Genomic DNA, 25357 nt, shown 5'->3' with positions numbered 1-25357 from the left:
TTCCATGTGGACATACTTCTATAAATTAACAATTTCCTCCTCTATAAAATTGATTTTTTTATAATGTTTTTGATAAAATAAGAACGAATGTTCCTGTGAGGTGAGAACGATGCGTGAAATGTATCCGAAAAATGGCCGCGTCATTTTGCATGTTGATATGAATTGTTTTTATGCATCTGTAGAAATCGCACATGATGCATCATTGCAAGGTAAAGCGTTAGCGATAGCTGGGGATGCGAAGGAACGGAAAGGAATTATTGTAACGTGCAGTTATGAAGCAAGGGCGAAGGGAATTCGTGCGACAATGCCTGTTTGGGAAGCAAAACGATTATGTCCGGAACTTGTTATAAAACATCCAAATTTTGAGTTATACAGAGAGGCTTCTTTTGCATTGTTTCAAATTCTTGCGCGGTTTACTGAAAAAATTCAACCTGTTTCAATTGACGAAGGGTATTTAGATATTACAGAGTGTTATGGACTCGGTTCACCGTTAGAAATTGCTCAAATGATTCAACGAACATTACTAACAGAATTACAGCTTCCGTGCAGCATTGGGATTGCTCCGAACTTATTTCTAGCAAAAACAGCCTCTGATATGAAAAAACCTCTAGGTATTACAGTGCTTCGTAAACGAGATGTACAAGAGCTTCTTTGGCCGCTTCCAGTTGAAAAGATGCATGGAATTGGAAAGAAAACAGCAGAAAAATTAAAAGATGTACATATACATACAATTGGAGATTTAGCTATTGGAAAAGCTCATATTATTCGTTCTGTAATTGGAAGTCATGGATTGGATTTACAAAAACGTGCAAACGGTATAGATAATAGGGATGTTGATCCAAGTCAAATGGGACAATATAAAACAATCGGAAATTCTATTACGTTGCCAAAAGATGTGGACGAAGAGAAGGAATTGCTGGATATGTTAGAGCGCTTATCTCAATCTGTGAGCCGAAGATTACAAAAACGTGCTCTCGTTACATATAATATTCAAATTATGATTAAATACTATAATCGCCGAACGATTACGCGCAGTAAATTGTTAGAAAATGCAATTTGGGAATCACCAGATATTTTTCAAGCAACAATAAGGCTATGGAAAAAACATTGGGATGGTGACCCTGTTAGATTACTTGGCATTACTGCTTGTGAATTGGAATGGAAAACAGAAGCGACTAAACAGCTTGATTTATTTTCTTTTGAAGAAGATGCGAAGGCAGAGCCGCTTTTGACAGTGATGGAACAACTAAATAGTAAGTATGGTACGAAGGTTATTCAGCACGGCAGTCAATTGTTTCGACAACAAGAGAGAACATTTCAGCAAAATTTAGAGAATAAATTCATATGAAAAATTGCCATGTAATAAATTAAATTTCATTGATAATGTAAAGTATCAGATTCCTACAAAAGCAGCGAAGGATTTAAATGAAATGATTAAGCAATTTGCAACAATACATGACAAATGATAGGCGTTTTGTATTTAAACCAGCCGTTTTGCTTATTCATCCCAACATAAAAAGGTATCGGAAGCCGATACCTTTTTATGTTTTAATACGTAAATATATTATGAGATATAAGGACTTTCGTAAATCACAATGTCTGTATTAGTCGTCGTAGAAATGCGTTGTGCATAATATGTGATGGAAGAAGAGATGTATTCTGGTACCGCTTGAACTGTATGCAATGCAATATATTCATGAATTAATTCTTTTAATGTAGACCATTGTAATTCTGCTGGTGTTTCAGAAATAAATGAACTTACCCAGCGATCAAAAGAAGAAGAAAAGTCAGTTTGTAAACGAAATACTTCTTTCATTGTTTCAGCCACCTTGTATAAATGATAGTATCATTTTACTACAAAAAAACGAACGAGTGTAAAGTTTTTTGTGGTAAACGTTCGCATTATATAGTTGTCTAGATGAATGATTTGTACAAAGTATATTTGCCATTTTTGTTTATATTCCGTAAGATAGCGATAGATATTATGAAATGCTTGGAGGATGCAACGTGGAATTTGTATTTTTAGGAACGGGAGCTGGTGTTCCTTCAAAGGGAAGAAACGTATCAGCGATAGCTTTGCAATTATTAGAAGAACGAGGTGCAACGTGGCTGTTTGACTGCGGTGAGGCAACACAGCATCAAATTTTACATACATCAGTGCGTCCGCGTCGCATTGAGAAAATATTTATTACGCATTTACACGGGGATCATATTTTTGGATTACCAGGTTTGTTAGGCAGCCGTTCTTTTCAAGGAGGAACAACTCCGTTAACTGTATATGGCCCAAAAGGGATTAAACAGTTTATTGAAGTAGCATTGGCAGTGAGTACAACACATGTGAAATACCCGATAGAGATTATAGAAATTACCGAAGAAGGTATTGTATATGAAGATAAGCAATTTCTTGTGGAAACGAAACGGTTGTCACATGGAATTGAATGTTTTGGCTATCGTATTGTAGAAAAGGATATTCCAGGGCATCTTCTCGTAGATAAATTATTAGAGGAAGGAATTAAACCGGGACCAATCTTTAAGCGGTTAAAGGATGGAGAAACAGTAGAGATTGAGGATGGACGTATACTTTGCGGAAAGGATTTCATTGGACCACCTCAAAAAGGACGAATTATTACAATTTTAGGCGATACACGTTATTGCGAAGCCAGTATTGAATTAGCGCAGGATGCTGATGTACTTGTACATGAAGCGACGTTCGGCGCGGAAGATTCACAGCAAGCTCATGATTATTATCATTCTACAACACAGCAAGCGGCGAATATTGCGCTGCAAGCAAATGTAAAACAAATGATTTTAACTCATATTAGTTCTCGCTATCAAGGTGAAGCATGTAACATGCTCGTTGAAGAAGCGAGACAAGTATTTCCAAACACGGAAATTGCAGCAGATTTAAAAAGTTTTCCTGTATCAAAATAATGAAAAAACTATGACAGAGATAACGTATGTATCTGTCATGGTTTTTTATTGTATCGTTTTCGTAAAATAGAGAAGAATTACTTATGGTAAAATACTATTGAACTGAATGTGTGAAAAATTCGTCTTTAGTTTGAAATATTAAAAAATTTAAATTCTGTAAAAAAAGAGATATAATGAAAGCGTATTCAAGTTGTTTGTACGTAATAAATTTATGTTTTGTTTGTTTTTGTAAAAAAATAAAATAAATCAAGAAGTGACAAGATGACTCTTATATATTATGATAGCTGATGGTATGTATCAGTTTATTAAATTGATTCTATAAATTTATTAGTACAAATAGAAAAACAAAAAAGCGACAGATTAATAGATTATTAGTAGGTAACTTTTTCATAATGAAGATTTAGGGGGAACTATTATGAAATATCGCTCAGTTTTTGATATTATTGGTCCAGTTATGATTGGTCCATCTAGTTCACATACAGCAGGTGCAGCAAGAATGGGGCAAGTTTCTCGTCAGCTGTTCCGTCATGAACCTGAGAAAATTATCATTTCTTTATATGGTTCGTTTGCGAAAACGTATCGAGGTCATGGTACAGATGTAGCGCTTGTTGGGGGCATACTAGGATTTGAAACGGATGATCCTCGTATTCCGCAGGCACTTGAAATTGCAAAAGAACGTGGAATTGATGTTACATTTATTGAAGAAGAAGCACAAGCAGTACATCCAAATACAGCGAAAATTCGTTTGTATAAAGCTGAGGATGAAATTGAAGTGGTTGCTTGTTCAATCGGCGGTGGGAAAATTGAAGTTGTGGAGCTAAATGGATTTGATTTGCAATTAACAGGTACAAGTCCGGCACTTCTTATCGTAAATAATGATCGTTTTGGAGCAATTGCCTCAGTTACATCTATTCTTGCAAAGCACGAAATCAATATTAGTATGATGAGTGTTTCACGTAAGGAAAAAGGAAGAAAAGCGTTAATGGTCATTGAAACGGATGAGTTGTTAGCAGATGAGATAATCGATGAAATTAACGCGCAGTCAAATATTTGTCAAGTAACCATCATGGATTAATAGCAGGGGGGACACAACATGTTTCGGAACGCAGCGGAACTAGTTGCACAAGCAGAAGAGAAAAACGTAAAAATCGCAGAGATTATGATTCAATGTGAGATGGAAACAAGAAAACTTTCTCGTGAAGATGTAATCGCTGGTATGGAAAGAAATTTAGTTGTAATGGAAAAAGCAGTAGAGCGTGGAATTCAAGGCGTAAAATCTCCGACTGGACTTACTGGCGGAGACGCAGTGAAAGTACAAGCGTACATGAAAAGCGGAAAAGGGTTGTCTGGGGATACAATTTTAGATGCGGTAAGTAAAGCTGTCGCAACGAATGAAGTAAACGCTGCTATGGGTATTATTTGCGCAACGCCAACAGCTGGTTCAGCTGGAACAGTACCAGGTGTACTATTTGCGCTAAAAGAAAAATTAAACCCAACACGTGAAGAAATGATTGAATTTCTATTTACAGCTGGTGCGTTCGGTATGGTAGTAGCGAATAATGCTTGTATTGCCGGGGCAGCTGGTGGGTGCCAAGCGGAAGTCGGTTCAGCAAGTGGTATGGCAGCGGCAGCAGCTGTTGAAATGGCTGGGGGTACACCAGAGCAAGCAGCAACAGCGATGAGTATCGCACTTAAGAATATGCTTGGTTTAGTATGTGATCCTGTTGCTGGGCTTGTAGAAGTGCCGTGTGTAAAACGTAATGCAGCAGGTGCATCAAATGCGATGATTGCAGCTGATTTATCATTAGCTGGTGTAACGAGTGCTATTCCTTGTGATGAAGTAATTGAAGCGATGTACCGCATCGGACAATCGATGCCAAGTGCGCTTCGTGAAACAGCAGAAGGCGGTCTTGCGGCAACGCCAACGGGGCGTCGTTTGCAAGAGGAAATTTTTGGAAAGAAAAGTGAATAAGAGAAAAACCTTGCTTACTCAGCAAGGTTTTTTATTTTTCATTTACAAATTTCTCTAACGTTTCACCAAGCTCGTGAGAACGTTTTGTTGCTTCTGTAATACATTGAATAAGTGCTTCTTGAAATTGAAAGCTTTTCAATATTTCAATGCCAGCTTCCGTCGTTCCTCCTGGTGATGTAATTTCTTTTCGTAATATGGAAGGGTGCTTTGTATTTGTTTTTAACATCTCTGCGGCACCAATCATTGTTTGGAGAATAAGTGATTTTGCAACAGTTTCCTCTAGGCCGATTTGTTTTGCAGCATTTTCCATCGCTTCGACAACGTAATAAATATAAGCTGGTCCACTTCCTGATAAAGCGGTGACAGCATGCATGTGCTTTTCTTCTACAACAGAAACAAGACCAATTGTTTCAAAAAGCGTTTTTGCAAGCATGATATGTTCTTCTTTTGCGTGAACGGAAGGAGAAATAGCGGTAGCGGATTTTAAAATTGCTGATGATGTATTTGGCATTGCACGGATGATAGGAACATTTTTTTGTAATAAATTAGTAATGGATGTCGTAGATACACCTGCTAATAATGAAATGATTAATTGATTCTCTGTAATGTAATCCCGTAATGGAGTAAGAGCTTCCACAACATCTTTTGGTTTCATTGCTAAAAATATAATATCGGCATGAGCAAGCAGCTCTTTTTTATCATGTGTACCATGTACTCCGTAGCGATGATGTAACTCTTGCAGTCTTCTTTCATTAGAGCGATTACTGACAGTAATTTGTTCCCCTTTTACAACGTGAGCTTGTAATAAGCCGGCAAGCGTAGCTTCGGCAATTGAACCTGCACCGACAAAAGCAATTTTTCGTAGTGACATGATGAGTCCTCCTTTTACTGTGTATATGAGAATAACTTATAAATTTACATACATTCGGTTTTGTATAGAAAATCCCTTCTTTTTGTCTGAAAATAATGACAAATTTTTATATAAGATGTAAACTGAAGGAAGATTCATTTTTTGAAACGGAAAGAAAGAGGGGCGAATATGTATGACAGTCATTCATCGAATGGAAATTCCTGTTCCATTTGCGGTTGAAACAGTCAATGTTTTTTTAGTAGAGGGAGAAACACTTACATTAATTGATACAGGAACAAATACAAAAGAATCGAGACTTGCACTGGAGAAACAACTAGCTGCATTAGGATATAAAGTAGAAGACATTGAAACGGTTGTTCTTACACACCACCATGCAGATCATTGCGGATTGCTGGATATATTTTCTGAACGTACAAATATTGTCGGTCATCCATGGAATGAGCCGTGGATTACACAAGATCCGCAATTTATAAAGCGTTATCAACAGTTCTTTTTAGAAGCATCTGTACAGTTTGGAGTTCCAGAAGTCTTGTTACCACAAGGTGCATTGTTAACGAAAACAATGATTTACTCCTGTAAACGTTCGCTTACACATACTGTACGAGAAGGAGATCGTATTGCTTCTTTATCGGAGTTTATGGTGATTGAAACACCGGGTCATGCTTCTACCCATATTTCTTTATATCGTGAAAGAGATGGGGTGTTAATTGGCGGGGATGCGTTGATTGGGCATATTTCTTCTAATCCAATTCTAGAACCGCCATATGAGGGAGAAACAGAACGAGCACAACCGATGCTGCAGTACAATGAAACATTAAAGCGCTTAGCTCGTATGAATATTTCACGTGTTCTATCAGGGCATGGAGAAGATGTTCTTGATGTGGCAGGACTAGTAAATGAGCGATTACAAAAACAAGAGGCACGGGCTTTTAAAGTATTAAATTTATTAAAAGCACAACCGATGACAGCATTCGAGGTGTGTGTCAAACTATTTCCTACGCTATATGAAAAGCAGTTACCGCTTACCATCTCTGAAACAGTTGGACAATTAGACTTTTTAGCATATAATCAACAAGTGATGATTGACAAGTCATCTAAACAATGGATTTACTATGCAAAGTAGGTGACATCTATGAATCGGCGTTTACAAGATAAAGTAATCGTCATTACAGGAGCTTCCAGTGGAATTGGAGAAGAGATAGCGTTGCAAGTAGCGGAGCAAGATGCAACTCCTGTATTAATTGCCCGTACAGAAGAAAAATTACGAGCTCTTAAACAAAAAATTGAAAGCACATATCGTAAGCCTTGCCATTACTATGTTTTGGATGTTAGTAATGAAGAAGAAGTGGAGGTTGTTTTTACACAAATTCTTCAGGATATAGGATGTATTGATATATTAGTCAATAATGCTGGTTTTGGTGTTTTTAAAACATTTGTTGATGCATCCGTGCAAGAGGTAAAGGATATGTTTGATGTAAATGTATTTGGTTTAGTAGCATGTACGAAGGCGGTTTTACCTTATATGATTAAACGAAATAGTGGACATATTGTGAATATTGCTTCACTAGCAGGGAAAATTGCAACACCGAAATCAAGTGCATATGCAGCAACAAAGCATGCAGTATTAGGGTTTACCAATAGTTTGCGCATGGAACTTGCAAATACAAATATTACTGTAACAGCTATTAATCCAGGTCCAATTGATACAAACTTCCATACGATAGCAGATCAATCTGGTACATACGTAAAAAGTGTGGAACGTTACATATTAAAACCAAACTATGTAGCGCATCAAGTTGTAAAAGCAATTGAAATGAAAAAGCGTGAAGTAAATTTACCCAAGTGGATGAGTTTAGGGCCGATTATTTTTTCATTGTTTCCAGGGTTATTTGAGCGTGTAGCTGGAAAATCATTAAGTAAAAAATAGGAGATTCTCTTTTTGAGAATCTCCTATTTTTTATTCATTAAATTTTCTATTGCTGATTCTAGTTCAGTATTTTTTTTGTAATAATATCCGTTAATTTCAGAAGTCGTGAAACGACCTACTTCTTCGTCCTTGTTATACATCTTTACGGAATATAAATATCCGACTATTTTTTCTTGGTTTTTTTCTAGTGTGAATGTAATAGACTGCATGCGATTGATCCATTCCTCAATATGTGTTTGATTTGTGATAATCGTATTTTCTCCATTACCTTTCGTTACTTCTATTTTTGTTACATGAATATGAGGGTAAATGTCTGGAAAGTTTATGGCGCTATCTTGGCAAGCTGTTAAAAAGAAAGTAAGTAATCCGAGAAGAATAAAAATTTTTTTCATTTTTTATAATCTCCTTTTCATGCTTCCTACTCCTTTAACATGTTATAAGTTTCTCAATCTCTACGATAGCGTAATGTATTCATATACAACATCCTCTATAGCCTCATACAAATCAATCTCTGTATTATTAGAAATCATGTTTTGAATACGTTCTACAAGCATTTTATAGTCTTCTTGTGAAGTTGGCGTACATTGATATTGTTGAAAACTTTTTATAATCATTTTTTGAATTAGTTTTTCATTCATGATTTTTCCCACCTACATGTATATATGTATTGTTTTTATTGTACTTGAATTAGAAAAGAAAGTCTCTATATTGTTAATTTGCATAAAAATTCATGTGTTTTAAAAGTTTTATTAGTAAAACAACTTTTTATATCAATTTTTATTATTAAAAAATTTATAAATATTTAATTGACTTCATAAATATACAATATTATAATCATACTTAAATCTAAAAGGTAATGAGGAGGAATTATGAAAGCGGCAATTATTGGGGCAACTGGATACGGAGGACTTGAGCTTTTACGGTTATTAACACATCATCCAAGCATTACAGTGACATCGGTACATTCTTTTTCGCAAATTGGAGAAGTTATGACAACACCTTATCCTCATTTATCTACTTTTATTTCTCATACATTAGAAGAAGTAGATGTTGAAGGAATTGCAAAAGAAGCAGATCTTGTATTTTTAGCAACACCGGCTGGGGTATCAGCTAATTTGACTCCAAGTTTACTAGAGTCTGGTATGAGAGTTATTGATTTATCAGGAGATTTTCGAATCAAAAAGCCATTTACATATGAAGAATGGTATAAAAAACCAGCTGCGAAAGAAGAAGTGTTACAACAAGCTGTTTATGGATTACCAGAGTGGAAAAAAGGCGAGATTGCAACAGCAGACTTAATTGCGAATCCAGGATGTTATGCAACAGCAACATTGCTGGCGGCAGCTCCGTTAGTGAAAAATGGAATAATTGAAGTGGATTCACTTATTATTGATGCAAAATCAGGGGTTTCTGGAGCTGGAAAGACACCAACAAGTATGACGCATTTTCCAGAAATTCACGATAATTTATACATTTATAAAGTGAATGAACATCAGCATGTCCCGGAAATTGAGCAAATGTTACAAGAGTGGGATGAGAGCATGAAACCAATCACATTTAGTACACACCTTATTCCAATTACAAGGGGAATTATGGTAACGCTCTATGCAAAGGTAAAGCAGGAAATAACAGATGATGTACTTCAACAGGTTTATGAAGAGAGTTATTGCCACTCACCGTTTGTAAGAATACGAGAAAAGGGAATTTTTCCAAGTCCGAAAGAAGTAAGGGGATCTAACTTTTGTGACATTGGAACGGCTTATGATAAGCGGACAGGACGAATTACAATTGTAGCAGTTATTGATAATGTAATGAAGGGTGCAGCTGGGCAGGCTGTGCAAAATGCAAATATATTGGCAGGAGTGGAAGAAACGAAGAATTTACACTTTATGCCGTTGTATCCGTAAGGGGGAAGAATCATGATTGAAACATTAGTATGCACAAAGATAGAAAACGGTTCGATTGTAACACCGAAAGGATTTGCAGCAATTGGAATTCATGCGGGGTTAAGAAAAGAGAGAAAAGATATGGGCGCAATTGTGTGTGAAGTGCCAGCTAGCTGTGCAGCTGTTTATACACAAAATCAATTTCAAGCAGCTCCTCTTATTGTTACGAAAGAAAGTATTGCTGCCAAGGGAAAATTACAAGCTATTGTTGTCAATAGCGCAAATGCAAATTCTTGTACAGGCGAACAAGGGCTACAAGATGCATATGAAATGCGTTCATTAGCAGCTAAGGAGTTTCATTTAGAGGAGCATTATGTTGCGGTAGCATCTACAGGAGTCATTGGAGAGCCTCTACCGATGGAAAAAGTGCGAAGCGGTATTTCTATTTTACAGCCATCAAAAGAGGTAGAGATTGCGGCATCATTTTATGAAGCGATTTTGACAACAGATTTAGTTGCGAAACAATCGTGCTATAAGCTCTCTATTGAAGGAAAAGAGGTTGCAATTGCCGGGGCTGCAAAAGGATCAGGGATGATTCATCCGAATATGGCAACGATGCTTGGGTTTATTACGACTGATGTGAATATTGAAAGTGAAGCATTGCAAAGAGCTTTATCCCAAATTACGAATCAAACATTTAATCAAATTACAGTTGATGGTGATACATCTACAAATGATATGGTACTTGTTATGGCAAGCGGCCTATCAAATACAACCGCAATATGTGAAGGGCATCCAGAATGGGAGAAATTTTTGATGGCGCTTGGAAAGGTTTGTGAAGATTTAGCAAAACAAATTGCAAAAGATGGAGAAGGAGCAACAAAGTTAATTGAAATAAATGTGCATGGCACACGAACTGTAGAAGAAGCAAATATGATTGCGAAGCAAATTGTTGGTTCCAATCTTGTGAAAGCAGCTGCATTCGGTGAGGATGCAAACTGGGGTCGTATTATTAGCGCAATTGGACAAAGCGGCATTGTCATTGAGCCAAGTACAGTTGATATTTATATCCAGTCCATTGCGGTATTAAAAGGTAGTGAACCGCAACATTTTTCAGAAGAAGAGATGAAACAGCTGTTACAGCAATCAGAGATTGTTATAGATGTATATGTACATCTTGGTAAAGCCAGTGGAAGAGCATGGGGATGCGATTTAAGTTATGAATATGTGAAAATTAATGCTTGTTATCGCACATAAGGAGAGAAGAAATGAGAGAGCGTATTGTAATAAAGTGTGGCGGTAGTATGTTAGCTCGTTTAGGCGAAACATTTTTTCAATGTATGAAACAAATGGCACAAATATATGATGTGATTGTTGTTCATGGCGGTGGACCTGAAATTGATGCAATGCTAAACAAACTAAGTATCCCAATTGAAAAGAAAGATGGACTACGTGTGACAACTGCAGAGGTAATGGAAGTTGTGCAAATGGTATTATGCGGTAGTACGAACAAGACATTGGTTTCAAAGTTAAATGAACAAGAACTTGGAGCGATTGGATTATCCGGTTGTGATGGAATGCTATTGCAAGTTACTCCATTAGAAGAGAAATTTGGCTTTGTCGGTGAAGTGCAATATGTTCAAACAATGCTGTTAGAACATTTGTTGGCAAATCGATTTGTTCCTGTTGTTGCGCCTGTTGGAGTAATGGATGGGCAGGTATACAACGTCAATGCAGATACAGCGGCAGCAGCAATTGCGACAGCAATGAATGCGAAAAATTTAATTTTTATTACAGATGTAGATGGTGTCCTATATAAGGAGGAGCTTCTAGAGCAAGCAGAGGAAAAGCAGCTTCTAGAGCTTATAGACAATGGAATTATTACTGGGGGAATGATTCCGAAAGTAAAAGCAGCACTGATGTCATTGGAACTAGGTGTGAAGGATGTTGTAATTGTAAACGGTACACAACGTTTTCTGACAAATAAAGGAGAGTGGGTTGGTACAACAATAAAAAAGGGGGGGATCTATAATGGGACAGCATGTTTTTCCAACATACAGTAGACGAAACATTGAAATTGTGAAAGGCAGCGGCACAAAGGTTACAGATAAACAAGGAAAGCAATATTTAGATTTTACTTCTGGAATTGCAGTATGCAATTTAGGACATTGTCATCCAGCGGTCGTAAATGCTGTAGAAAAGCAATTAAAAACAATATGGCATATTTCAAATTTATTTCCGCATACAGTGCAAGAAGAAGTAGCCGCGTTATTAACGAAAGATCGAGAATTAGACTACGCATTTTTTTGTAATAGCGGAGCTGAAGCGAATGAAGCAGCGCTGAAGTTAGCCCGTAAGTATACAGGGAAATCAGTCGTAATTACGTGTAAACAATCGTTTCACGGACGAACGTTTGGAACAATGAGTGCAACAGGACAATCTAAAATCCACGATGGATTCGGCCCGCTCCTCCCAAGTTTTCTGCATCTACCTTTTAATGATATTGTTGCATTTCGAGAGGCAATGAATGAAGAGGTTGCAGCTGTTATGGTAGAAATTGTGCAGGGAGAAGGTGGTGTTCTTCCTGCAGATATCACATTTTTACGTGAAATCGAGAAGTTGTGTCATGTATACGGAGCACTTTTTATCATTGATGAAGTGCAAACAGGAATCGGGAGAACAGGGACGTTATTTGCATATGAACAAATGGGAATTTCACCTGATATTGTGACAGTCGCAAAAGCACTTGGAAATGGTATTCCAGTTGGAGCGATGCTTGGTAAGAAAGAGTTAGGGTCTGTTTTTTCTCCAGGAACACATGGTTCGACGTTTGGTGGGAACTTTATTGCTATGACAGCAGCAAAAGAAGTATTACAAATCATTTCACAGTCTTCTTTTTTGCAAGAAGTACAAGAAAAAGGTACATATTTTTTACGAAAATTACAAGAAGAATTGCAGGATATAGATTGGATTATTGATATTCGCGGGAAAGGGCTTATGATTGGGGTTGTTTGCAAGGGAGAAGTTAGTGCTATGGTGGCCGCGCTAGAGAAAGAAGGGCTGCTTGTTTTGCAAGCCGGGCCCAATGTACTGCGTGTATTACCGCCACTTATCGTAACGAAAGAGGAAATAGATGAAGCGGTGCATATGATGAATCGTGTATGCAAACAAACATTGATTAAATAGAGGGGGAATTTTGTATGAAAACAACGGCTGTACCTAAACTTCAAACAAAGGATATTTTAACATTAGAAGAGTTAACGCAAGAAGAAATAATTGCAATTATCGAATTTGCGATGTATGTAAAAAAAGAAAAAACATTACCGTTTTTAAATGGGAAAATTTTAGGATTAATCTTTGATAAACATTCTACTCGTACACGTGTATCATTTGAAGCTGGCATGGTTCAGCTTGGTGGGCATGGCATGTTTTTAAGCGGTAAAGAATTACAGCTCGGCAGAGGAGAAAGTATTGCTGATACGGCTAAAGTGTTGTCACAGTATATTGATGGAATTATGATACGAACATTTTCACATGCAGAAGTAGAAGAATTAGCAAAAGAGGCAACAATTCCAATTATTAATGGATTAACAGACGATCATCACCCATGTCAAGCGCTTGCGGATTTAATGACAATTTATGAAGAAGCGAATACATTCCAAGATATCAAACTTGCTTACGTTGGGGATGGAAATAATGTTTGTCATTCATTGCTGCTTGCGAGTGCGAAAGTAGGAATGAATATTACAGTTGCAACACCTCCAGGATATGAAGCGGATGAAGCGATTGTAAAACGTGCGATAGAAATTGCAAAAGGAACAGGTGCGAAAGTTGAAGTTACGTATAATCCAAAAGAAGCTGTTGAAGAAGCAGATTTTGTTTATACAGATGTTTGGATGAGTATGGGTCAAGAAGATAGTAAGGAGAAATATGAATTATTTCAGCCGTATCAAGTAAACGAGCAGCTCACTCAGTTTGCAAAATCAACCTATCATTTTTTACATTGTTTGCCAGCTCATCGTGAAGAAGAAGTAACTGCAGCAATTATTGATGGGCCACAATCAATTGTATTTCAGCAAGCCGGCAATCGTTTGCATGTACAAAAGGCATTATTAGTTAGTTTATTACAAGAAAAACAACCTTCTTAAATAAGAGAAGGTTGTTTTTTATTTAAAATGTCTTATCTAGGCTTCGCATTTTCTCTTTTTATACTTTATAATAGTATAAACAATAGAAAAATATAAGAGAGTTGATTCAGATGCGAGTAAATAAGAAAACGTATTCACTCCTTCAGCGTATTTGGCGAGGAATGAAGTTAAATTATTATAAATTATTGCGTGCACCAGAAGGCGCGAAAATTGTATCAAGAGGATTTGCTGTTGGTTTTGGAATAGAAATGCTAGTCATTCATACGGCTTCTCTTATATACCTTGTTTTTTATCCGCTTGTTCGATTGCTGAAAGGTTCGTTTCCGGCGGCTGTCATTGGTAATATTATTGGGAAAGTATCATTTTTACCTGTTCTTTTAATTCCTTTCGCACATGCATTGGGGAAATTTATTTGTCCATTTAAGATAAAAAAAATTCACCATCAGCATTATACAATAGGAGACTTTTTTTCCTGGAATGCACTAACAATGTTAAAAAGCCTGTTACAAAATGAAGTATATGTATTAATAGGTATGACAATTTTAGGGATCGTACTCGGCATAATTGCCTATTTTGTTATGTACTATTTATATGAGAAAAACCGCAAACTGAGATTGACGAAAAGAAAGAAACAAATAAAAAGACCAATTGCACAAATATAATGAATGCACATCAAATTTCCTTTTTGAATATGCTTCTAAAAAGGGGGAAAGTTGATGTTTTTTTCTTATTATGCTCCTAGGTACTATCAGCGTATTGTATATTATCCTGTCCCGTACGTAAGACAGATTCAACCATTACAAGAAAGTAAACCGTATTTAACTACTTGGCCGTATTCCAATGTATATTATGGAAACTATTACGAAACATAAAGCTGCTTCTGTCTAGAAGCAGCTTTATATATTTGCTTTCATAATTAAGTTTTGAATTGTTTGTAGCGAATGGGTCAGTTGTTCCCGGTCGCTTGATGATAACGTTTGTAAATTTTCCTTCAGTTTTTCTAAAAGGAATTGTTTGTATTGATTTACCAATAATTTTCCTTCGGCTGTAAGAGACATTAAAATAACACGCCGATCTTTTTCGCTATAATGGCGCTCTACAAGTTCTTCTTGAATGAGTTTATTTAGCAATGGTGTCATATTCGGTCTTGAAATAGCTAACCGTTTTCCGATTTCTGAAACTGCTAATGTATCTCGTTCATGCAATAACAATAACACCTGTGTATGTGATGGTGGCATATGTCTACGAGAAGAGAACTCTCCAGGAAGCATAAACTTGCGATAAAAAAGAGGCACTAACGAAAGAAGATGATCAACGATACGCTCCCACTCACGTGACTCCATATAACAGGCCCCCTTCTATTCTTATTGTAACAAAAAATTATGATGTATAAAAATAGAATTATTTGCTTGTATCTTGATTCCGTCCAAACAAGCGGTATGTGTGAGCGGTACAAGAGGGAATCCTGTCTGTAAGGGCCCGATTGGTTCAACTAACCATAAGTTGGAAGTCCGCCTACTTATGGAAGTTTCACTTTATCCCGCCCAAACAGGCGGTAGTTTAGGGGAATCTAAGACGTAAAACCGCCTGTAAGGGCCCGATTGGTTCAACTAACCATAAGTAGGAAAACCACCTACTTATGGAAGTTTCACTTTATATGACAACACTTGCTGTATAAAGGATTCTGCAATTTTTTCATATCCTTTATCATTCGGATGAACTTGGTCGTATAGTAAGTCTTTTTGATCATTTGGTAATAATTTACGAATCGGTAATACGAGTGAAGGCTGATTTTCTTTTGAAATTGAATATATTGTTTTATTCCAGCTATCTAAGAAAACACTTGCGTAAGAAGCAATGGAATCTTCGAGCTTTAATGGGTTATAGAGCTCAGAGAAAATGAGGAGTGCATTCGGATTAGACATACGAATGGTTTTTACAATGTTTTGTAAATCTCGTTCAAAACGATCTTTTTCTTCATTTAATAATTTCATTCCTTCTATAATACCGACATTTCTGTTTATGTGTAAAACGTTATTCCCACCAATACTAATTGTAATAATGTGAGCATCTTTTATTTTTTGTTTTACTTCTTCTGTTTGTATCATTTGAAGTAAACCATCTGTTGTTAAGCCGTTTACAGCAAGGTTATCGACGATAATATGTTTTTGTAATTGCTCTTCTAATCTATGAGAAGCAATTTGTGTATATCCACCTTGTGTAGAGCCGTAGCCCTTTGCAAGAGAATCGCCTAAGACAAGATGATGAAGTGTTGCACCTGTTTGAGTATCAATCCAGTGCGGAACAGCAGCAGCTGAAGATTCTTTTTGAACATTTGTCTCATGATCCTGATCATAATACAGAAGTGTAATGATAAGAAGGAGGAGACAAAGTGCAGATAAAATGACCTTTTTCATCGTTATACTCTCCTTATAGATGCTTATTGTACCATATTCATTAGGGGGAGTAATGGGATAGGCATTATGCCTTCAAAAAAATTTACATTATTTTTACGGAAGATTTGTAGAAATCTGTCAAATTACATTGACGATATAAATTCCTGTTCGTTATGATAGATGTCAGACAGGTAGATTTATCATGTTCTCAGAAGAAGTAAGACACCTAACTTCTTTCAGAATTTGACGGTGTGAAGGGATACACACTACTATTCTATTTTGTCGCTTGGGATTATTTTACAAGGGGGATTTTATGTGAAAAAATCGACAAAAACGTTAGCTGGTGCTGCACTTGCATTGGGAGTGATTGCTCCGCAAGTATGGCCTACACCTGCATATGCAGAGGGGGAGGAAAGTACTGTAAAACTAAGAATATTAGAAACTTCTGATATTCATGTAAACTTAATGAATTATGATTACTATCAAACAAAAACAGATAATAAAGTAGGATTAGTTCAAACAGCGACTCTTGTGAAGCAAGCGAAGGAAGAATCAAAAAACTCTGTTTTATTTGATGATGGAGACGCACTGCAAGGAACACCGCTTGGCGATTATGTAGCAAAAGTAAAAGGGCTAGATGGAAACTATGTGCATCCATTATATCGTTTAATGAACATGATGAAGTATGACGTTATTTCTCTTGGAAACCACGAGTTTAACTATGGTTTAGACTTTTTAAACAAAGCGATTAGCAAAACAGAGTTTCCTGTAATTAACTCTAATGTATATAAAGATGACGAAGATAGTAATGAAGAAAATGACCAAAATTACTTCAAACCGTATCATATATTTGAAAAAGAGGTAGAAGATGAGTCCGGTCAGAAACATAAAGTGAAAATTGGTGTAATGGGCTTTGTTCCACCGCAAATTATGAGCTGGGATAAAGCAAATTTAGAAGGAAAAGTAAAAGCGAAAGATATTGTAGAGACAGCGAAAAAAATGGTTCCAAAAATGAAAGCTGAAGGTGCAGATATTATTGTTGCATTGGCCCATTCTGGTATTGATAAGAGTGGATACAATATTGGAATGGAAAATGCTTCGTTCTATTTAACGAATCTTCCAGGTGTCGATGCGGTATTAACAGGACATTCCCATACGGTTGTAACTGATACATTTAATGGCGTTCCGGTTGTAATGCCTGGTGCTTTTGGGAGTAACTTAGGAATTATTGATATGGAATTGAAGCAAGTTAATGGAAAATGGGAAGTGCAAAAAGATAAATCTAAACCTTCTGTTCGTCCAATTGCAGACAGTAAAGGAAATGCTTTAGTAGAATCAGATAAATCTTTAGTAGAAGCAGTGAAAGATGATCATGAAGCGACAATTAAATATGTGAATACACCAGTTGGTGAAACAACAGCACCAATCAATAGTTATTTTGCGCTTGTACAAGATGATCCATCTGTTCAAATTGTAACAAATGCACAAAAGTGGTATACAGAGCAGAAAATGAAGGGGACAAAATTTGAAGGTATGCCAATTTTATCGGCGGGTGCACCTTTTAAAGCAGGTGGACGTAACGGATCTACATATTATACAGATATTCCGGCTGGAACACTTGCAATTAAAAACGTTGCGGACTTATACGTATATCCAAATACATTATATGCAGTGAAGATAAATGGTACTCAGTTGAAAGATTGGTTAGAGATGTCTGCTGGTCAATTTAACCAAATTGATCCAAGTAAAACAGATGAGCAAAAATTAGTAAATATAAATTATCCAACATATAATTTCGATGTATTAGATGGTGTTAAATATGAAATTGATGTAACGCAGCCAGCTAAGTTTGACAAAGATGGAAAAGTTGTAAATGAAGCTGCCAATCGTATTGTGAACTTAACGTATAATGGAAAACCAGTAACAGACAATCAAGAGTTTGTTGTAGCAACAAATAATTACCGTGGTAGCAGTCAAACATTCCCAGGTGTAAGTAAAGGAGAAGTAATTTTGCAATCTCCTGATGAAACGCGTCAAATTATTGTAGAATATATGAAACAAATGAAAACAATTAACCCAACAGCCGATAAAAACTGGGCGTTTAAAACAGTTACCGGTGAGAAATTGAATGTCACATTTGATTCTTCTCCGAACGCCCAAAAATATATAGAAAAAGACGGGAATATTTCTTATGTTGGTCCATCAGAAAATGAATTTGCAAAATACGCAATTGATTTAACGAAAAAGAATGAATCAACTGGTGGAGATAACGAGAATGATAAACCAACAACGCCGACAGATCATAATAACGGTGGAGATCAGCCGAAAACACCAGAAGATAATAAGAATGGCGAAGAGAAGTCAACAACAGTAGATTCAGTCCAAGATCAAGAAAAAACAGATCATAGTTTGCCAAATACAGGAACGAATGTGTTTACGACATTAGCAGCAGGACTAGCATGTATTGGTGCAGGTGCGCTAGCACTATTTAGAAGAAAGAAATTAAATAAATAATGAAGAACAGTCCACTGCTAAGCAGCGGACTGTTCTTCATTCCATGAAAGGCTAATGCCTGTGAATCCAACAAGTAAAGTGATGATTGGACAAAGTAAACAGAAAACGGTGTATGGAAGGTAGCTCATTGTTGGTACTTTTAGGACACTTGCGAGAAATACACCACTACCCACAGTACGAGCGAATTAATAACTGTACCGGCATCTTCTAATACACGTGATAGATTGCGACGTGTTAATCTCAGCTCATCGTATTTTTCTGCAAATGCTTGACCGGGTAAGATAATTGATAAGTATTGTTCACCGAGTAAAAAGTTAATTTTTATTATAAATAAGAGAAGAATGTCGATAGTTATTTTTAAATGTATACGATAGGAGTAATATAAAGAAAATTAACACAAATTATAATAATTTGTTCGTTATAATGAATGCGAGAGAAAGAGAAAATATGAAGATGAAAATAATAATTGTTTCTATGGTGTTCATAGTCGTCGGCGATGCTGGAATTTATAAAGCGGTTGCGGTATCTCCTAATTTAATAAAGACAAGTGCTGAAAGACTGAAAGAAACGATACAACAAAGTAAAAAAGAAAAGAGCATAAGTGAAGAAGAGAAAATGCATAAAACAGCTAATAAATTAGGAGTTTCTACAGAAGGGAAAACAAAAGAACAAATAGATGCAGTGCGCTCTAAAAAGCGCCAAGAGCTTCTTCGAGAGTATGCAAAAGAGCTAGGAATTGAAATAGAAGGCAAAACAGATGAACAATTCATTCAGGAGATTGATAAAATCCAGCATAGTAAATAGGGCGGCTTATCATTTGATAAGATGTTCTTTTTTGAGAATATTGTTGTTTGAAAAAGAATTGACAGTGTTTCCTCTCTAATGTTAACTTTAAATTAAAATAAGTTAACATTAGAGGTGACAATCATGACTGTAAGGAGTATTGATCAAACTTTTACATATGAGGAACTAGCTCAAAAAAATAAGGACTATGTATGGCATCCATTTACCCAAATGAAAGATTACTTGGAGGATGATCCCGTCATTATTGAACGAGGAGAAGGAAGAAAATTATACGATGTGAATGGAAAAGGCTACTGGGATGGTGTATCTTCCATTTGGCTCAATGTTCACGGCCATCATGTACAAGAGCTAGATGACGCCATTCGTGAGCAATTAAATAAAATAGCACACTCTACATTGCTAGGTATTGCGAATGTACCAAGTATTTTGTTAGCCGAAAAAATTATTGAAATTGTACCAAATGGACTGAAGAAAGTTTTTTATTCTGATTCTGGTGCCACATCGGTTGAGATTGCAATTAAAATGGCATTTCAATATTGGCAGCATAAAGGAAAACCTGAAAAGAAAAAATTTATTACGATGAAAGAAGCTTATCATGGCGACACAATTGGAGCGGTATCTGTTGGAGCTATTGATATGTTTCACCAAGTGTATAGTACACTTCTATTTGATACGTTAAAAGTACCATATCCGTATACATATCGTTCTCCTTATGGGGAAAATCAGCAAGTTATTGTGAAAAAACATTTAGAAGAAATGGAAGAGTTGTTGCGACAAAATCACGAGGAAGTAGCAGCTGTTATTGTAGAACCTCTTGTACAAGGAGCGAGCGGCATTATTACCATGCCAGAGGGCTATTTAAAAGGATTGCGAGAACTTTGTACAGCTTACAATGTTCTTCTTATTACAGATGAAGTAGCCACAGGATTTGGCAGAACGGGTAAAATGTTTGCATGTGAACATGAGGGCGTTACACCGGATATATTAACAGCTGGAAAAGGGTTAACAGGAGGATATTTACCAGTTGCAATTACAGTAACGACAGATGAAATTTATAATGCTTTTTTAGGTGACTATGAGGAGCAAAAAACATTTTTCCATGGTCATAGTTATACAGGGAATCCATTAGGTTGTGCAGTAGCACTTGCGAATTTGAAATTATTTGAAACTACAAATCTTATAGAAGCTGTTGCTCATAAAGCGGAATATATTGCAAAACGGTTAGAAGTTTTTCATGAATGTAAACATGTGGGAGATATTCGTCAGCGTGGTTTTATGATTGGTCTTGAGCTCGTACAAAACAAAGAAACGAAAGAAGGATATTCTTGGCGGGAACAGATGGGTGTGAAGGTTTGTAGAAGAGCACGTGATTTAGGTATGATTCTTCGTCCGTTAGGAAATGTTGTTGTATTTATGCCACCGCTCGCTTCTACAATAGAAGAACTTGATGATATGATTATGATTTTACATCAAGCAATTCAAGAGGTAACGGAGGGCGAATGATGAGTGGTTTCTTTGTAACAGCAACTGATACTGAAGTTGGTAAAACGGTTGTAACAGGTGCATTAGCAGGTGTGCTTCGTCAACTTGGATATAATATCGGTGTCTATAAACCATTGCAAAGCGGTCATCTTTCTTCCCATCCAGAAGGTGATGCTGCTCGGTTGAAAGCAGCTGCTGGTGTAACAATATCATGCGAAGAGATTTGTCCTTACTCAGTTGAAGAACCGCTTGCGCCTCGTCTAGCAATGAAGCGAGCAGGGCGACAAGTATTATTATCAGATATTACAAGTCATTATGAAGAATTATCGAAACAATTTGACTCTTTATTTATAGAAGGTGCTGGCGGACTTGTAGTTCCTTACACAGACGATGCCCTTGTTGTAGATTTTGCGAAACAGCTGCAACTACCATTGCTTATTGTAGCAAGGCCAACACTTGGTACAGTGAATCATACTGTCTTAACTATTTCTTATGCAAAAGCACACGGTCTATCAGTCGCAGGTGTCATTTTTTCCGGATGCCAACAAAATGAAAAAGAGAGAGTGCTAGAAAATAAAAAAATGATTGAAGAGTTAAGTGACGTACCGGTTATTGGATTATTACCAGCACTTCGTGAAGGCTTTACGCGAAAAGAATTATTACAAGCAGCAGAAGAGAGCATTGCTATCTCAAGGTTAGAGGAGTTTTTGCGCCATGAATCCAGTGTGGGAAGCACATTTTCAGTCTAAATTAATGAGTCTTACAGAAACATCACAACACCGAACATTATTCATGACGGAACACGCAGAAAAAACGTGGCTCGTTCGAAATGGAAAGAGGATGCTAAATTTAGCTTCAAATAATTACTTAGGATTAGCTGGAGATGAACAGTTAAAAGAAGCGGCAGTGGAAGCAACAAAAAGATATGGAACCGGAGCAACGGCGTCCCGTCTTGTTGTAGGTAACTATCCGTTGTATGAAGAAATTGAACAACGTATATGCGCATGGAAAGAAACTGAAAAAGCACTAATTATGAATAGCGGCTACACGGCAAATGTTGGAGCAATTTCTTCACTTGTAGGCAGGCATGACATGGTGTTTAGCGATAAGCTCAATCATGCAAGTATTGTAGATGGCATTGTATTAAGCGGTGCAGAGCATAAGCGCTATCGTCATAATGATTTGGAACATTTAGAGAGATTGCTGAAATCTGCTCCAGCAGAAAAACGAAAGCTTATTGTTACAGATACTATTTTTAGCATGGATGGAGATAGGGCTCATCTAGAGAACCTAGTAATACTGAAAGAAAAGTACGGAGCACTTCTTATGGTTGATGAGGCGCATGCTGGCGGAGTATACGGCAAGAATGGAGCAGGCCTTGCTCATAACCATCCAGAATTAGCAAAGCGAATAGATATTCATATGGGTACATTTAGTAAAGCGCTGGGCTGTTACGGTGCTTATATTACCGGAAATGCTGTTTGTATCGATTATATGATTAATACTATGCGTGGTTTTATTTTTACAACTGCTTTACCTCCAGGAGTGCTTGGAGCAATCGGGAAAGCAATTGAAATTGTTAGCAAAGATGAAACATATGGTCAAAGGTTAATAGAAAATGGCGGATATTTTCGCACTGCGTTGCTAGAGGCTGGTTTTTATATTGGAGATAGCACTACGCATATTGTTCCTGTTATCGTGGGTTCTAATGAGGCAACGCTTCGTTTTAGTATGAAATTGCAAGAAGCGGGAATAGCAGCAATTGCCATTCGTCCCCCTACTGTTCCGCAGTATAGTTCACGCATTCGGTTTGCTGTGACAGCGCAGCATACGAATGATGATTTACAATGGGCAGTTCAGCGAATTGTACAAATTGGAAAGGAAGAAGGGATGATTTCATGAAGCAACTTAGCATTGTGCTTATTCCTGGATGGGGCATGGAAGAGCAAGTTTGGGAATCATTCTTTCCATATTTACATGAATTTCCGGTACATATTGTTCATTGGCGGAACGCTGAAGACCAAAAGGATTTCAGGCAACGAATTATAGAGGTAGCTAAAGATAAAGAAGTGATTTTAGTTGGCTGGTCACTTGGAGCGTTGGCAGCTCTTCAAGTGTATGATTCATTGCAAACGAAAGGGATTGTTTTGTTAGGAGGAACAGCGAAATTTACAATAGACTCCGATTATGTACATGGGTGGAAAGGGTCTTTTGTTGAAAGAATGAAGCGAAGTCTCCTCAATCAAAAAGATGCTACCTTGAAACGATTTTATGTAAGCATGTTTTCAAAGACGGAGCAGGAAATTGGAGAGCAAATTGCATTTTTAAAGGTAGCTGAGCAGTTTCAAGGTGATTCAATTTATTCTTTGCAATGTGGACTTGATTACTTAATAGAAACAGATGCTAGAGAACAGCTGCAGCAAATAGATGTTCCGTTATTACTTCTTCACGGAGAGGCTGATACCATTTGTCCTCTGTCTGCAGCACAATATATAAATGAAAAAACAAATGCATTGCTAACGATTATAGAAGAAGCTGGACATGCACTTTGTTTTACATATGCAGAACGATGTGCTAAAGAAATTCTACAGTTTGTAAGGGGGATACAACAAAATGATCAACAAGACGTTATTACAAAAACGATTTAATCAAGCTGCTGTATCCTATGATCAATATGCAAATGTACAAAAAAAAATGGCAGACCAGCTGCTTGCTTATATGAAGGAACATTACGATGCAGCGGCGCAAATTCATATTTTAGAGCTTGGATGCGGCACAGGTTACGTAACAGAGAAACTAGCGACATCTTTTCCGAATGCGACGATTACAGGTATTGATTTTGCAGAAAGCATGATTGCGAAAGCAAAAATGCATTGCAATATGGAGTCTGTTACATTTCGATGTGAAGACATTGAACATATTAAACTTTATGAAAAATATGATGTGATGATATCTAATGCAACGTTTCAATGGTTAAATGATTTATCAGCTGTATTAGCGAATTTATATAAAAATTTATGTGAAGATGGTGTGCTGCTGTTTTCAACATTTGGATATAAAACGTTTCATGAGCTGCATACGTCATTTCAACGTGCAAAAATAGCATGTGCAATAGAGGATGAAACAGCTGTTGGTCAAAGCTTTTTAACAGGACAGCAGTTGCAAGGATTATGTAAAAGAATAACAGGGGATATACATGTTGCTGAAACATGTTACATAGAAACCTTCGCTACAGTTCGTGAGTTTTTACAATCCATTCGTAAAGTTGGGGCTACGAACAGTAACGAAGGAGCTTATTGCCAAAGTCCTTCCATTTTTCGTAGTATGCTTCGCATATATGAACAAGATTTTATGGAAGATGGAAGAGTTGCAGCAACATATCATGCTTTATTTTCTTATATGAAAAAAGAGGGGAAGAGAACAAATGAAACATGTACAAACGAAAACAAATTGGAAGCAAATCGCATCTGAGGTAGTGCAAGGACGAGCTGTAACGAAAGAAGAAGCACTAAATATATTGCAAGCAAATGATGAAGAAATTTTAGAAATTATGAATGCTGCGTACGTGATTCGTCATCATTATTTTGGAAAAAAAGTAAAACTAAATATGATTATTAATACGAAGTCTGGTTTATGTCCAGAAGATTGTGGATATTGTTCCCAATCAATCGTATCAGAGGCTCCAATTGATAAGTATGCTTGGTTAACGCAAGAGAAGATTGTAGAAGGTGCACATGAAGCAGTTCGCCGTAAAGCAGGTACATATTGTATTGTTGCTTCCGGTCGCCGTCCAACTAATAAAGAAGTAGAACATGTCATTGGAGCGGTAAAAGAAATCCGTGATACGACTGATTTGAAGATTTGCTGTTGTTTAGGCTTTTTAAATGAAGATCAAGCGGAGCGTCTTGCAGAAGCTGGTGTGCATCGTTACAATCACAATTTAAATACGCATGTAGATAATTATGAGAGTATTTGCTCAACTCATACGTACGACGATCGTGTTGATACAGTTGAAAAAGCGAAGCATGCGGGTATATCACCATGTTCGGGTGCTATTTTCGGAATGGGGGAAACAAAGGAGCAACGTGTAGAAATTGCCTTTGAATTAAAACGCTTAGATGCGGATTCTATCCCATGTAATTTCCTTGTTGCTGTAAATGGAACGCCGTTAGAAGGGCAAAAAGAATTAACACCAATAGAGTGCTTGAAAGTATTAGCAATGATGCGCTTTGTGAATCCGTCAAAAGAAATTCGGATTTCTGGTGGACGTGAAATTAACTTACGCTCTGTTCAACCGCTTGGTTTATTTGCTGCAAATTCAATCTTTGTTGGTGATTATTTAACGACAGCTGGTCAAGAACCAACAGCAGATTGGGGAATGATTGAAGATTTAGGATTTGAGATTGAGGAATGTGCGTTGTAATAA

The 25357-nt window shown here is 36.9% G+C and carries 27 protein-coding genes and 2 pseudogenes; 22 read left to right on the top strand and 7 right to left on the bottom strand.

All coding sequences use genetic code 11. From position 1 onward, the window contains the following. Positions 1-109 precede the first annotated feature (109 nt). Together AB1284_RS15975 and AB1284_RS15970 are read left to right on the top strand one after the other, a co-directional pair. Positions 110-1348 (top strand): DNA polymerase IV, encoded by a 1239-nt coding sequence (locus AB1284_RS15975; RefSeq protein ID WP_429753950.1) that lies wholly within the window; start codon positions 110-112, stop codon positions 1346-1348. Further along, a pseudogene (locus tag AB1284_RS15970) lies at positions 1344-1466 on the top strand (alpha/beta fold hydrolase); the annotation flags it as partial. The gene AB1284_RS15975 and the pseudogene AB1284_RS15970, both read left to right, overlap by 5 nt. A 98-nt stretch (positions 1467-1564) precedes the next feature. On the opposite strand, the gene AB1284_RS15965 reads toward AB1284_RS15970, so the two are convergent. Continuing rightward, positions 1565-1816, bottom strand: coding sequence for a DUF3932 family protein (locus tag AB1284_RS15965; protein WP_429753951.1), 252 nt, complete (start codon positions 1814-1816; stop codon positions 1565-1567). Positions 1817-2007: 191 nt separating this feature from the next. Between AB1284_RS15965 and rnz the strand changes: the two genes are divergently transcribed. The 3 genes from rnz (at position 2008) to sdaAA (ending at position 4903) form a co-directional block, all read left to right on the top strand. Beyond that, positions 2008-2931 carry a ribonuclease Z gene (gene rnz / locus AB1284_RS15960; RefSeq protein ID WP_429753952.1) on the top strand — a complete coding sequence of 308 codons (924 nt, stop codon included), beginning with the start codon at positions 2008-2010 and terminating at the stop codon, positions 2929-2931. A 415-nt stretch (positions 2932-3346) separates the two neighbouring features. After that, on the top strand, positions 3347-4006 hold the full coding sequence (sdaAB, locus tag AB1284_RS15955) for an L-serine ammonia-lyase, iron-sulfur-dependent subunit beta (RefSeq protein ID WP_336481559.1): 660 nt from the start codon (positions 3347-3349) through the stop codon (positions 4004-4006). 18 nt (positions 4007-4024) lie between these two features. Beyond that, on the top strand, positions 4025-4903 hold the full coding sequence (gene sdaAA, locus AB1284_RS15950; protein ID WP_336481558.1) for an L-serine ammonia-lyase, iron-sulfur-dependent, subunit alpha: 879 nt from the start codon (positions 4025-4027) through the stop codon (positions 4901-4903). A gap of 31 nt (positions 4904-4934) precedes the next feature. Here the strand turns inward: sdaAA and proI are convergent, their stop codons facing one another. Next, positions 4935-5774, bottom strand: coding sequence for a pyrroline-5-carboxylate reductase ProI (proI, locus tag AB1284_RS15945; RefSeq protein ID WP_336481557.1), 840 nt, complete (start codon positions 5772-5774; stop codon positions 4935-4937). A 172-nt stretch (positions 5775-5946) separates the two neighbouring features. Between proI and AB1284_RS15940 the strand changes: the two genes are divergently transcribed. Further along, positions 5947-6897 carry an MBL fold metallo-hydrolase gene (locus AB1284_RS15940; protein WP_429753953.1) on the top strand — a complete coding sequence of 317 codons (951 nt, stop codon included), beginning with the start codon at positions 5947-5949 and terminating at the stop codon, positions 6895-6897. A gap of 9 nt (positions 6898-6906) precedes the next feature. Then, positions 6907-7701, top strand: coding sequence for an SDR family oxidoreductase (locus tag AB1284_RS15935; protein ID WP_429753954.1), 795 nt, complete (start codon positions 6907-6909; stop codon positions 7699-7701). 23 nt (positions 7702-7724) lie between these two features. Here the strand turns inward: AB1284_RS15935 and AB1284_RS15930 are convergent, their stop codons facing one another. Next, positions 7725-8093, bottom strand: a complete 369-nt coding sequence (locus AB1284_RS15930; RefSeq protein ID WP_429753955.1) for a hypothetical protein — start codon at positions 8091-8093, stop codon at positions 7725-7727. A gap of 60 nt (positions 8094-8153) precedes the next feature. Next, positions 8154-8339, bottom strand: a complete 186-nt coding sequence (locus AB1284_RS15925; protein ID WP_336481553.1) for a YqzH family protein — start codon at positions 8337-8339, stop codon at positions 8154-8156. A 231-nt stretch (positions 8340-8570) separates the two neighbouring features. Between AB1284_RS15925 and argC the strand changes: the two genes are divergently transcribed. From argC to AB1284_RS15890, 7 genes are all read left to right on the top strand, one after another. Beyond that, positions 8571-9608: an N-acetyl-gamma-glutamyl-phosphate reductase gene (argC, locus tag AB1284_RS15920; protein ID WP_429753956.1), complete on the top strand. Its 1038-nt coding sequence runs from the start codon at positions 8571-8573 to the stop codon at positions 9606-9608. Positions 9609-9620: 12 nt separating this feature from the next. Continuing rightward, entirely contained in the window at positions 9621-10844 is a 1224-nt protein-coding gene (gene argJ / locus AB1284_RS15915; RefSeq protein WP_429753957.1) for a bifunctional glutamate N-acetyltransferase/amino-acid acetyltransferase ArgJ, read from the top strand. Positions 10845-10855: 11 nt separating this feature from the next. Next, complete coding sequence (gene argB, locus AB1284_RS15910) at positions 10856-11650, top strand: acetylglutamate kinase (RefSeq protein ID WP_429753958.1); 795 nt, start codon at positions 10856-10858, stop codon at positions 11648-11650. Then, positions 11619-12773 carry an acetylornithine transaminase gene (locus AB1284_RS15905; RefSeq protein WP_429753959.1) on the top strand — a complete coding sequence of 385 codons (1155 nt, stop codon included), beginning with the start codon at positions 11619-11621 and terminating at the stop codon, positions 12771-12773. The genes argB and AB1284_RS15905 overlap by 32 nt, the downstream gene beginning before the upstream one ends. A gap of 14 nt (positions 12774-12787) precedes the next feature. After that, complete coding sequence (gene argF, locus AB1284_RS15900) at positions 12788-13735, top strand: ornithine carbamoyltransferase (RefSeq protein ID WP_429753960.1); 948 nt, start codon at positions 12788-12790, stop codon at positions 13733-13735. A 110-nt stretch (positions 13736-13845) separates the two neighbouring features. After that, positions 13846-14397 carry a DUF2062 domain-containing protein gene (locus AB1284_RS15895; RefSeq protein WP_429753961.1) on the top strand — a complete coding sequence of 184 codons (552 nt, stop codon included), beginning with the start codon at positions 13846-13848 and terminating at the stop codon, positions 14395-14397. 54 nt (positions 14398-14451) lie between these two features. Beyond that, positions 14452-14607, top strand: a complete 156-nt coding sequence (locus AB1284_RS15890; protein WP_429753962.1) for a hypothetical protein — start codon at positions 14452-14454, stop codon at positions 14605-14607. Positions 14608-14631: 24 nt separating this feature from the next. Here the strand turns inward: AB1284_RS15890 and AB1284_RS15885 are convergent, their stop codons facing one another. Both AB1284_RS15885 and AB1284_RS15880 read right to left on the bottom strand, forming a co-directional pair. After that, positions 14632-15078 carry a MarR family winged helix-turn-helix transcriptional regulator gene (locus AB1284_RS15885; RefSeq protein WP_336481546.1) on the bottom strand — a complete coding sequence of 149 codons (447 nt, stop codon included), beginning with the start codon at positions 15076-15078 and terminating at the stop codon, positions 14632-14634. 294 nt (positions 15079-15372) lie between these two features. Next, positions 15373-16152, bottom strand: a complete 780-nt coding sequence (locus AB1284_RS15880) for a GDSL-type esterase/lipase family protein (RefSeq protein WP_429753963.1) — start codon at positions 16150-16152, stop codon at positions 15373-15375. Positions 16153-16446: 294 nt separating this feature from the next. On the opposite strand from AB1284_RS15880, the gene AB1284_RS15875 reads away from it, so the two are divergent. Continuing rightward, on the top strand, positions 16447-18645 hold the full coding sequence (locus AB1284_RS15875; protein ID WP_429753964.1) for a bifunctional 2',3'-cyclic-nucleotide 2'-phosphodiesterase/3'-nucleotidase: 2199 nt from the start codon (positions 16447-16449) through the stop codon (positions 18643-18645). 17 nt (positions 18646-18662) lie between these two features. On the opposite strand, the pseudogene AB1284_RS15870 reads toward AB1284_RS15875, so the two are convergent. Next, positions 18663-18970 (bottom strand): annotated as a pseudogene (locus tag AB1284_RS15870) (Na+/H+ antiporter NhaC family protein); the annotation flags it as partial. A gap of 122 nt (positions 18971-19092) precedes the next feature. On the opposite strand from AB1284_RS15870, the gene AB1284_RS15865 reads away from it, so the two are divergent. The 7 genes from AB1284_RS15865 (at position 19093) to bioB (ending at position 25354) form a co-directional block, all read left to right on the top strand. Further along, positions 19093-19449, top strand: coding sequence for a hypothetical protein (locus AB1284_RS15865; protein WP_429753965.1), 357 nt, complete (start codon positions 19093-19095; stop codon positions 19447-19449). Positions 19450-19572: 123 nt separating this feature from the next. Further along, entirely contained in the window at positions 19573-20952 is a 1380-nt protein-coding gene (bioA, locus tag AB1284_RS15860; RefSeq protein ID WP_429753966.1) for an adenosylmethionine--8-amino-7-oxononanoate transaminase, read from the top strand. Further along, positions 20952-21680 carry a dethiobiotin synthase gene (gene bioD / locus AB1284_RS15855; protein WP_429753967.1) on the top strand — a complete coding sequence of 243 codons (729 nt, stop codon included), beginning with the start codon at positions 20952-20954 and terminating at the stop codon, positions 21678-21680. Before bioA ends, bioD begins: the two co-directional genes overlap by 1 nt. Further along, positions 21646-22833: an 8-amino-7-oxononanoate synthase gene (bioF, locus tag AB1284_RS15850; protein ID WP_429753968.1), complete on the top strand. Its 1188-nt coding sequence runs from the start codon at positions 21646-21648 to the stop codon at positions 22831-22833. Before bioD ends, bioF begins: the two co-directional genes overlap by 35 nt. Continuing rightward, positions 22830-23579: an alpha/beta fold hydrolase gene (locus AB1284_RS15845; RefSeq protein WP_429753969.1), complete on the top strand. Its 750-nt coding sequence runs from the start codon at positions 22830-22832 to the stop codon at positions 23577-23579. The genes bioF and AB1284_RS15845 overlap by 4 nt, the downstream gene beginning before the upstream one ends. Further along, positions 23545-24402: a malonyl-ACP O-methyltransferase BioC gene (gene bioC, locus AB1284_RS15840; protein WP_429753970.1), complete on the top strand. Its 858-nt coding sequence runs from the start codon at positions 23545-23547 to the stop codon at positions 24400-24402. The genes AB1284_RS15845 and bioC overlap by 35 nt, the downstream gene beginning before the upstream one ends. Continuing rightward, positions 24356-25354 (top strand): biotin synthase BioB, encoded by a 999-nt coding sequence (gene bioB / locus AB1284_RS15835; protein ID WP_429753971.1) that lies wholly within the window; start codon positions 24356-24358, stop codon positions 25352-25354. Before bioC ends, bioB begins: the two co-directional genes overlap by 47 nt. Positions 25355-25357 lie beyond the last annotated feature (3 nt).

It is taken from the genome of Bacillus sp. S2(2024), assembly GCF_050474045.1.
In the GTDB taxonomy this organism is placed as follows: Bacteria; Bacillota; Bacilli; order Bacillales; family Bacillaceae_G; genus Bacillus_A; species Bacillus_A yunxiaonensis.
Note: the sequence above shows the minus strand (reverse complement) of the source record. Positions and strands in the feature narration are given on the sequence as shown.

Excerpts from the sequence above, each read along its gene's own strand:
- argC (WP_429753956.1), top strand. The coding sequence starts at position 8,571 with ATGAAAGCGGCAATTATTGGGGCAACTGGATACGGAGGACTTGAGCTT.
- sdaAA (WP_336481558.1), top strand. The coding sequence starts at position 4,025 with ATGTTTCGGAACGCAGCGGAACTAGTTGCACAAGCAGAAGAGAAAAAC.
- AB1284_RS15895 (WP_429753961.1), top strand. The coding sequence starts at position 13,846 with ATGCGAGTAAATAAGAAAACGTATTCACTCCTTCAGCGTATTTGGCGA.
- AB1284_RS15890 (WP_429753962.1), top strand. The coding sequence starts at position 14,452 with ATGTTTTTTTCTTATTATGCTCCTAGGTACTATCAGCGTATTGTATAT.
- proI (WP_336481557.1), bottom strand. The coding sequence starts at position 5,774 with ATGTCACTACGAAAAATTGCTTTTGTCGGTGCAGGTTCAATTGCCGAA.
- AB1284_RS15975 (WP_429753950.1), top strand. The coding sequence starts at position 110 with ATGCGTGAAATGTATCCGAAAAATGGCCGCGTCATTTTGCATGTTGAT.
- AB1284_RS15930 (WP_429753955.1), bottom strand. The coding sequence starts at position 8,093 with ATGAAAAAAATTTTTATTCTTCTCGGATTACTTACTTTCTTTTTAACA.
- AB1284_RS15845 (WP_429753969.1), top strand. The coding sequence starts at position 22,830 with ATGAAGCAACTTAGCATTGTGCTTATTCCTGGATGGGGCATGGAAGAG.
- AB1284_RS15935 (WP_429753954.1), top strand. The coding sequence starts at position 6,907 with ATGAATCGGCGTTTACAAGATAAAGTAATCGTCATTACAGGAGCTTCC.
- AB1284_RS15925 (WP_336481553.1), bottom strand. The coding sequence starts at position 8,339 with ATGAATGAAAAACTAATTCAAAAAATGATTATAAAAAGTTTTCAACAA.
- AB1284_RS15940 (WP_429753953.1), top strand. The coding sequence starts at position 5,947 with ATGACAGTCATTCATCGAATGGAAATTCCTGTTCCATTTGCGGTTGAA.
- AB1284_RS15865 (WP_429753965.1), top strand. The coding sequence starts at position 19,093 with ATGAAGATGAAAATAATAATTGTTTCTATGGTGTTCATAGTCGTCGGC.
- AB1284_RS15905 (WP_429753959.1), top strand. The coding sequence starts at position 11,619 with ATGGGACAGCATGTTTTTCCAACATACAGTAGACGAAACATTGAAATT.
- bioD (WP_429753967.1), top strand. The coding sequence starts at position 20,952 with ATGAGTGGTTTCTTTGTAACAGCAACTGATACTGAAGTTGGTAAAACG.
- argJ (WP_429753957.1), top strand. The coding sequence starts at position 9,621 with ATGATTGAAACATTAGTATGCACAAAGATAGAAAACGGTTCGATTGTA.
- bioC (WP_429753970.1), top strand. The coding sequence starts at position 23,545 with ATGATCAACAAGACGTTATTACAAAAACGATTTAATCAAGCTGCTGTA.
- AB1284_RS15885 (WP_336481546.1), bottom strand. The coding sequence starts at position 15,078 with ATGGAGTCACGTGAGTGGGAGCGTATCGTTGATCATCTTCTTTCGTTA.
- argB (WP_429753958.1), top strand. The coding sequence starts at position 10,856 with ATGAGAGAGCGTATTGTAATAAAGTGTGGCGGTAGTATGTTAGCTCGT.
- bioB (WP_429753971.1), top strand. The coding sequence starts at position 24,356 with ATGAAACATGTACAAACGAAAACAAATTGGAAGCAAATCGCATCTGAG.
- bioA (WP_429753966.1), top strand. The coding sequence starts at position 19,573 with ATGACTGTAAGGAGTATTGATCAAACTTTTACATATGAGGAACTAGCT.
- argF (WP_429753960.1), top strand. The coding sequence starts at position 12,788 with ATGAAAACAACGGCTGTACCTAAACTTCAAACAAAGGATATTTTAACA.
- AB1284_RS15965 (WP_429753951.1), bottom strand. The coding sequence starts at position 1,816 with ATGAAAGAAGTATTTCGTTTACAAACTGACTTTTCTTCTTCTTTTGAT.
- sdaAB (WP_336481559.1), top strand. The coding sequence starts at position 3,347 with ATGAAATATCGCTCAGTTTTTGATATTATTGGTCCAGTTATGATTGGT.
- bioF (WP_429753968.1), top strand. The coding sequence starts at position 21,646 with ATGAATCCAGTGTGGGAAGCACATTTTCAGTCTAAATTAATGAGTCTT.
- AB1284_RS15880 (WP_429753963.1), bottom strand. The coding sequence starts at position 16,152 with ATGAAAAAGGTCATTTTATCTGCACTTTGTCTCCTCCTTCTTATCATT.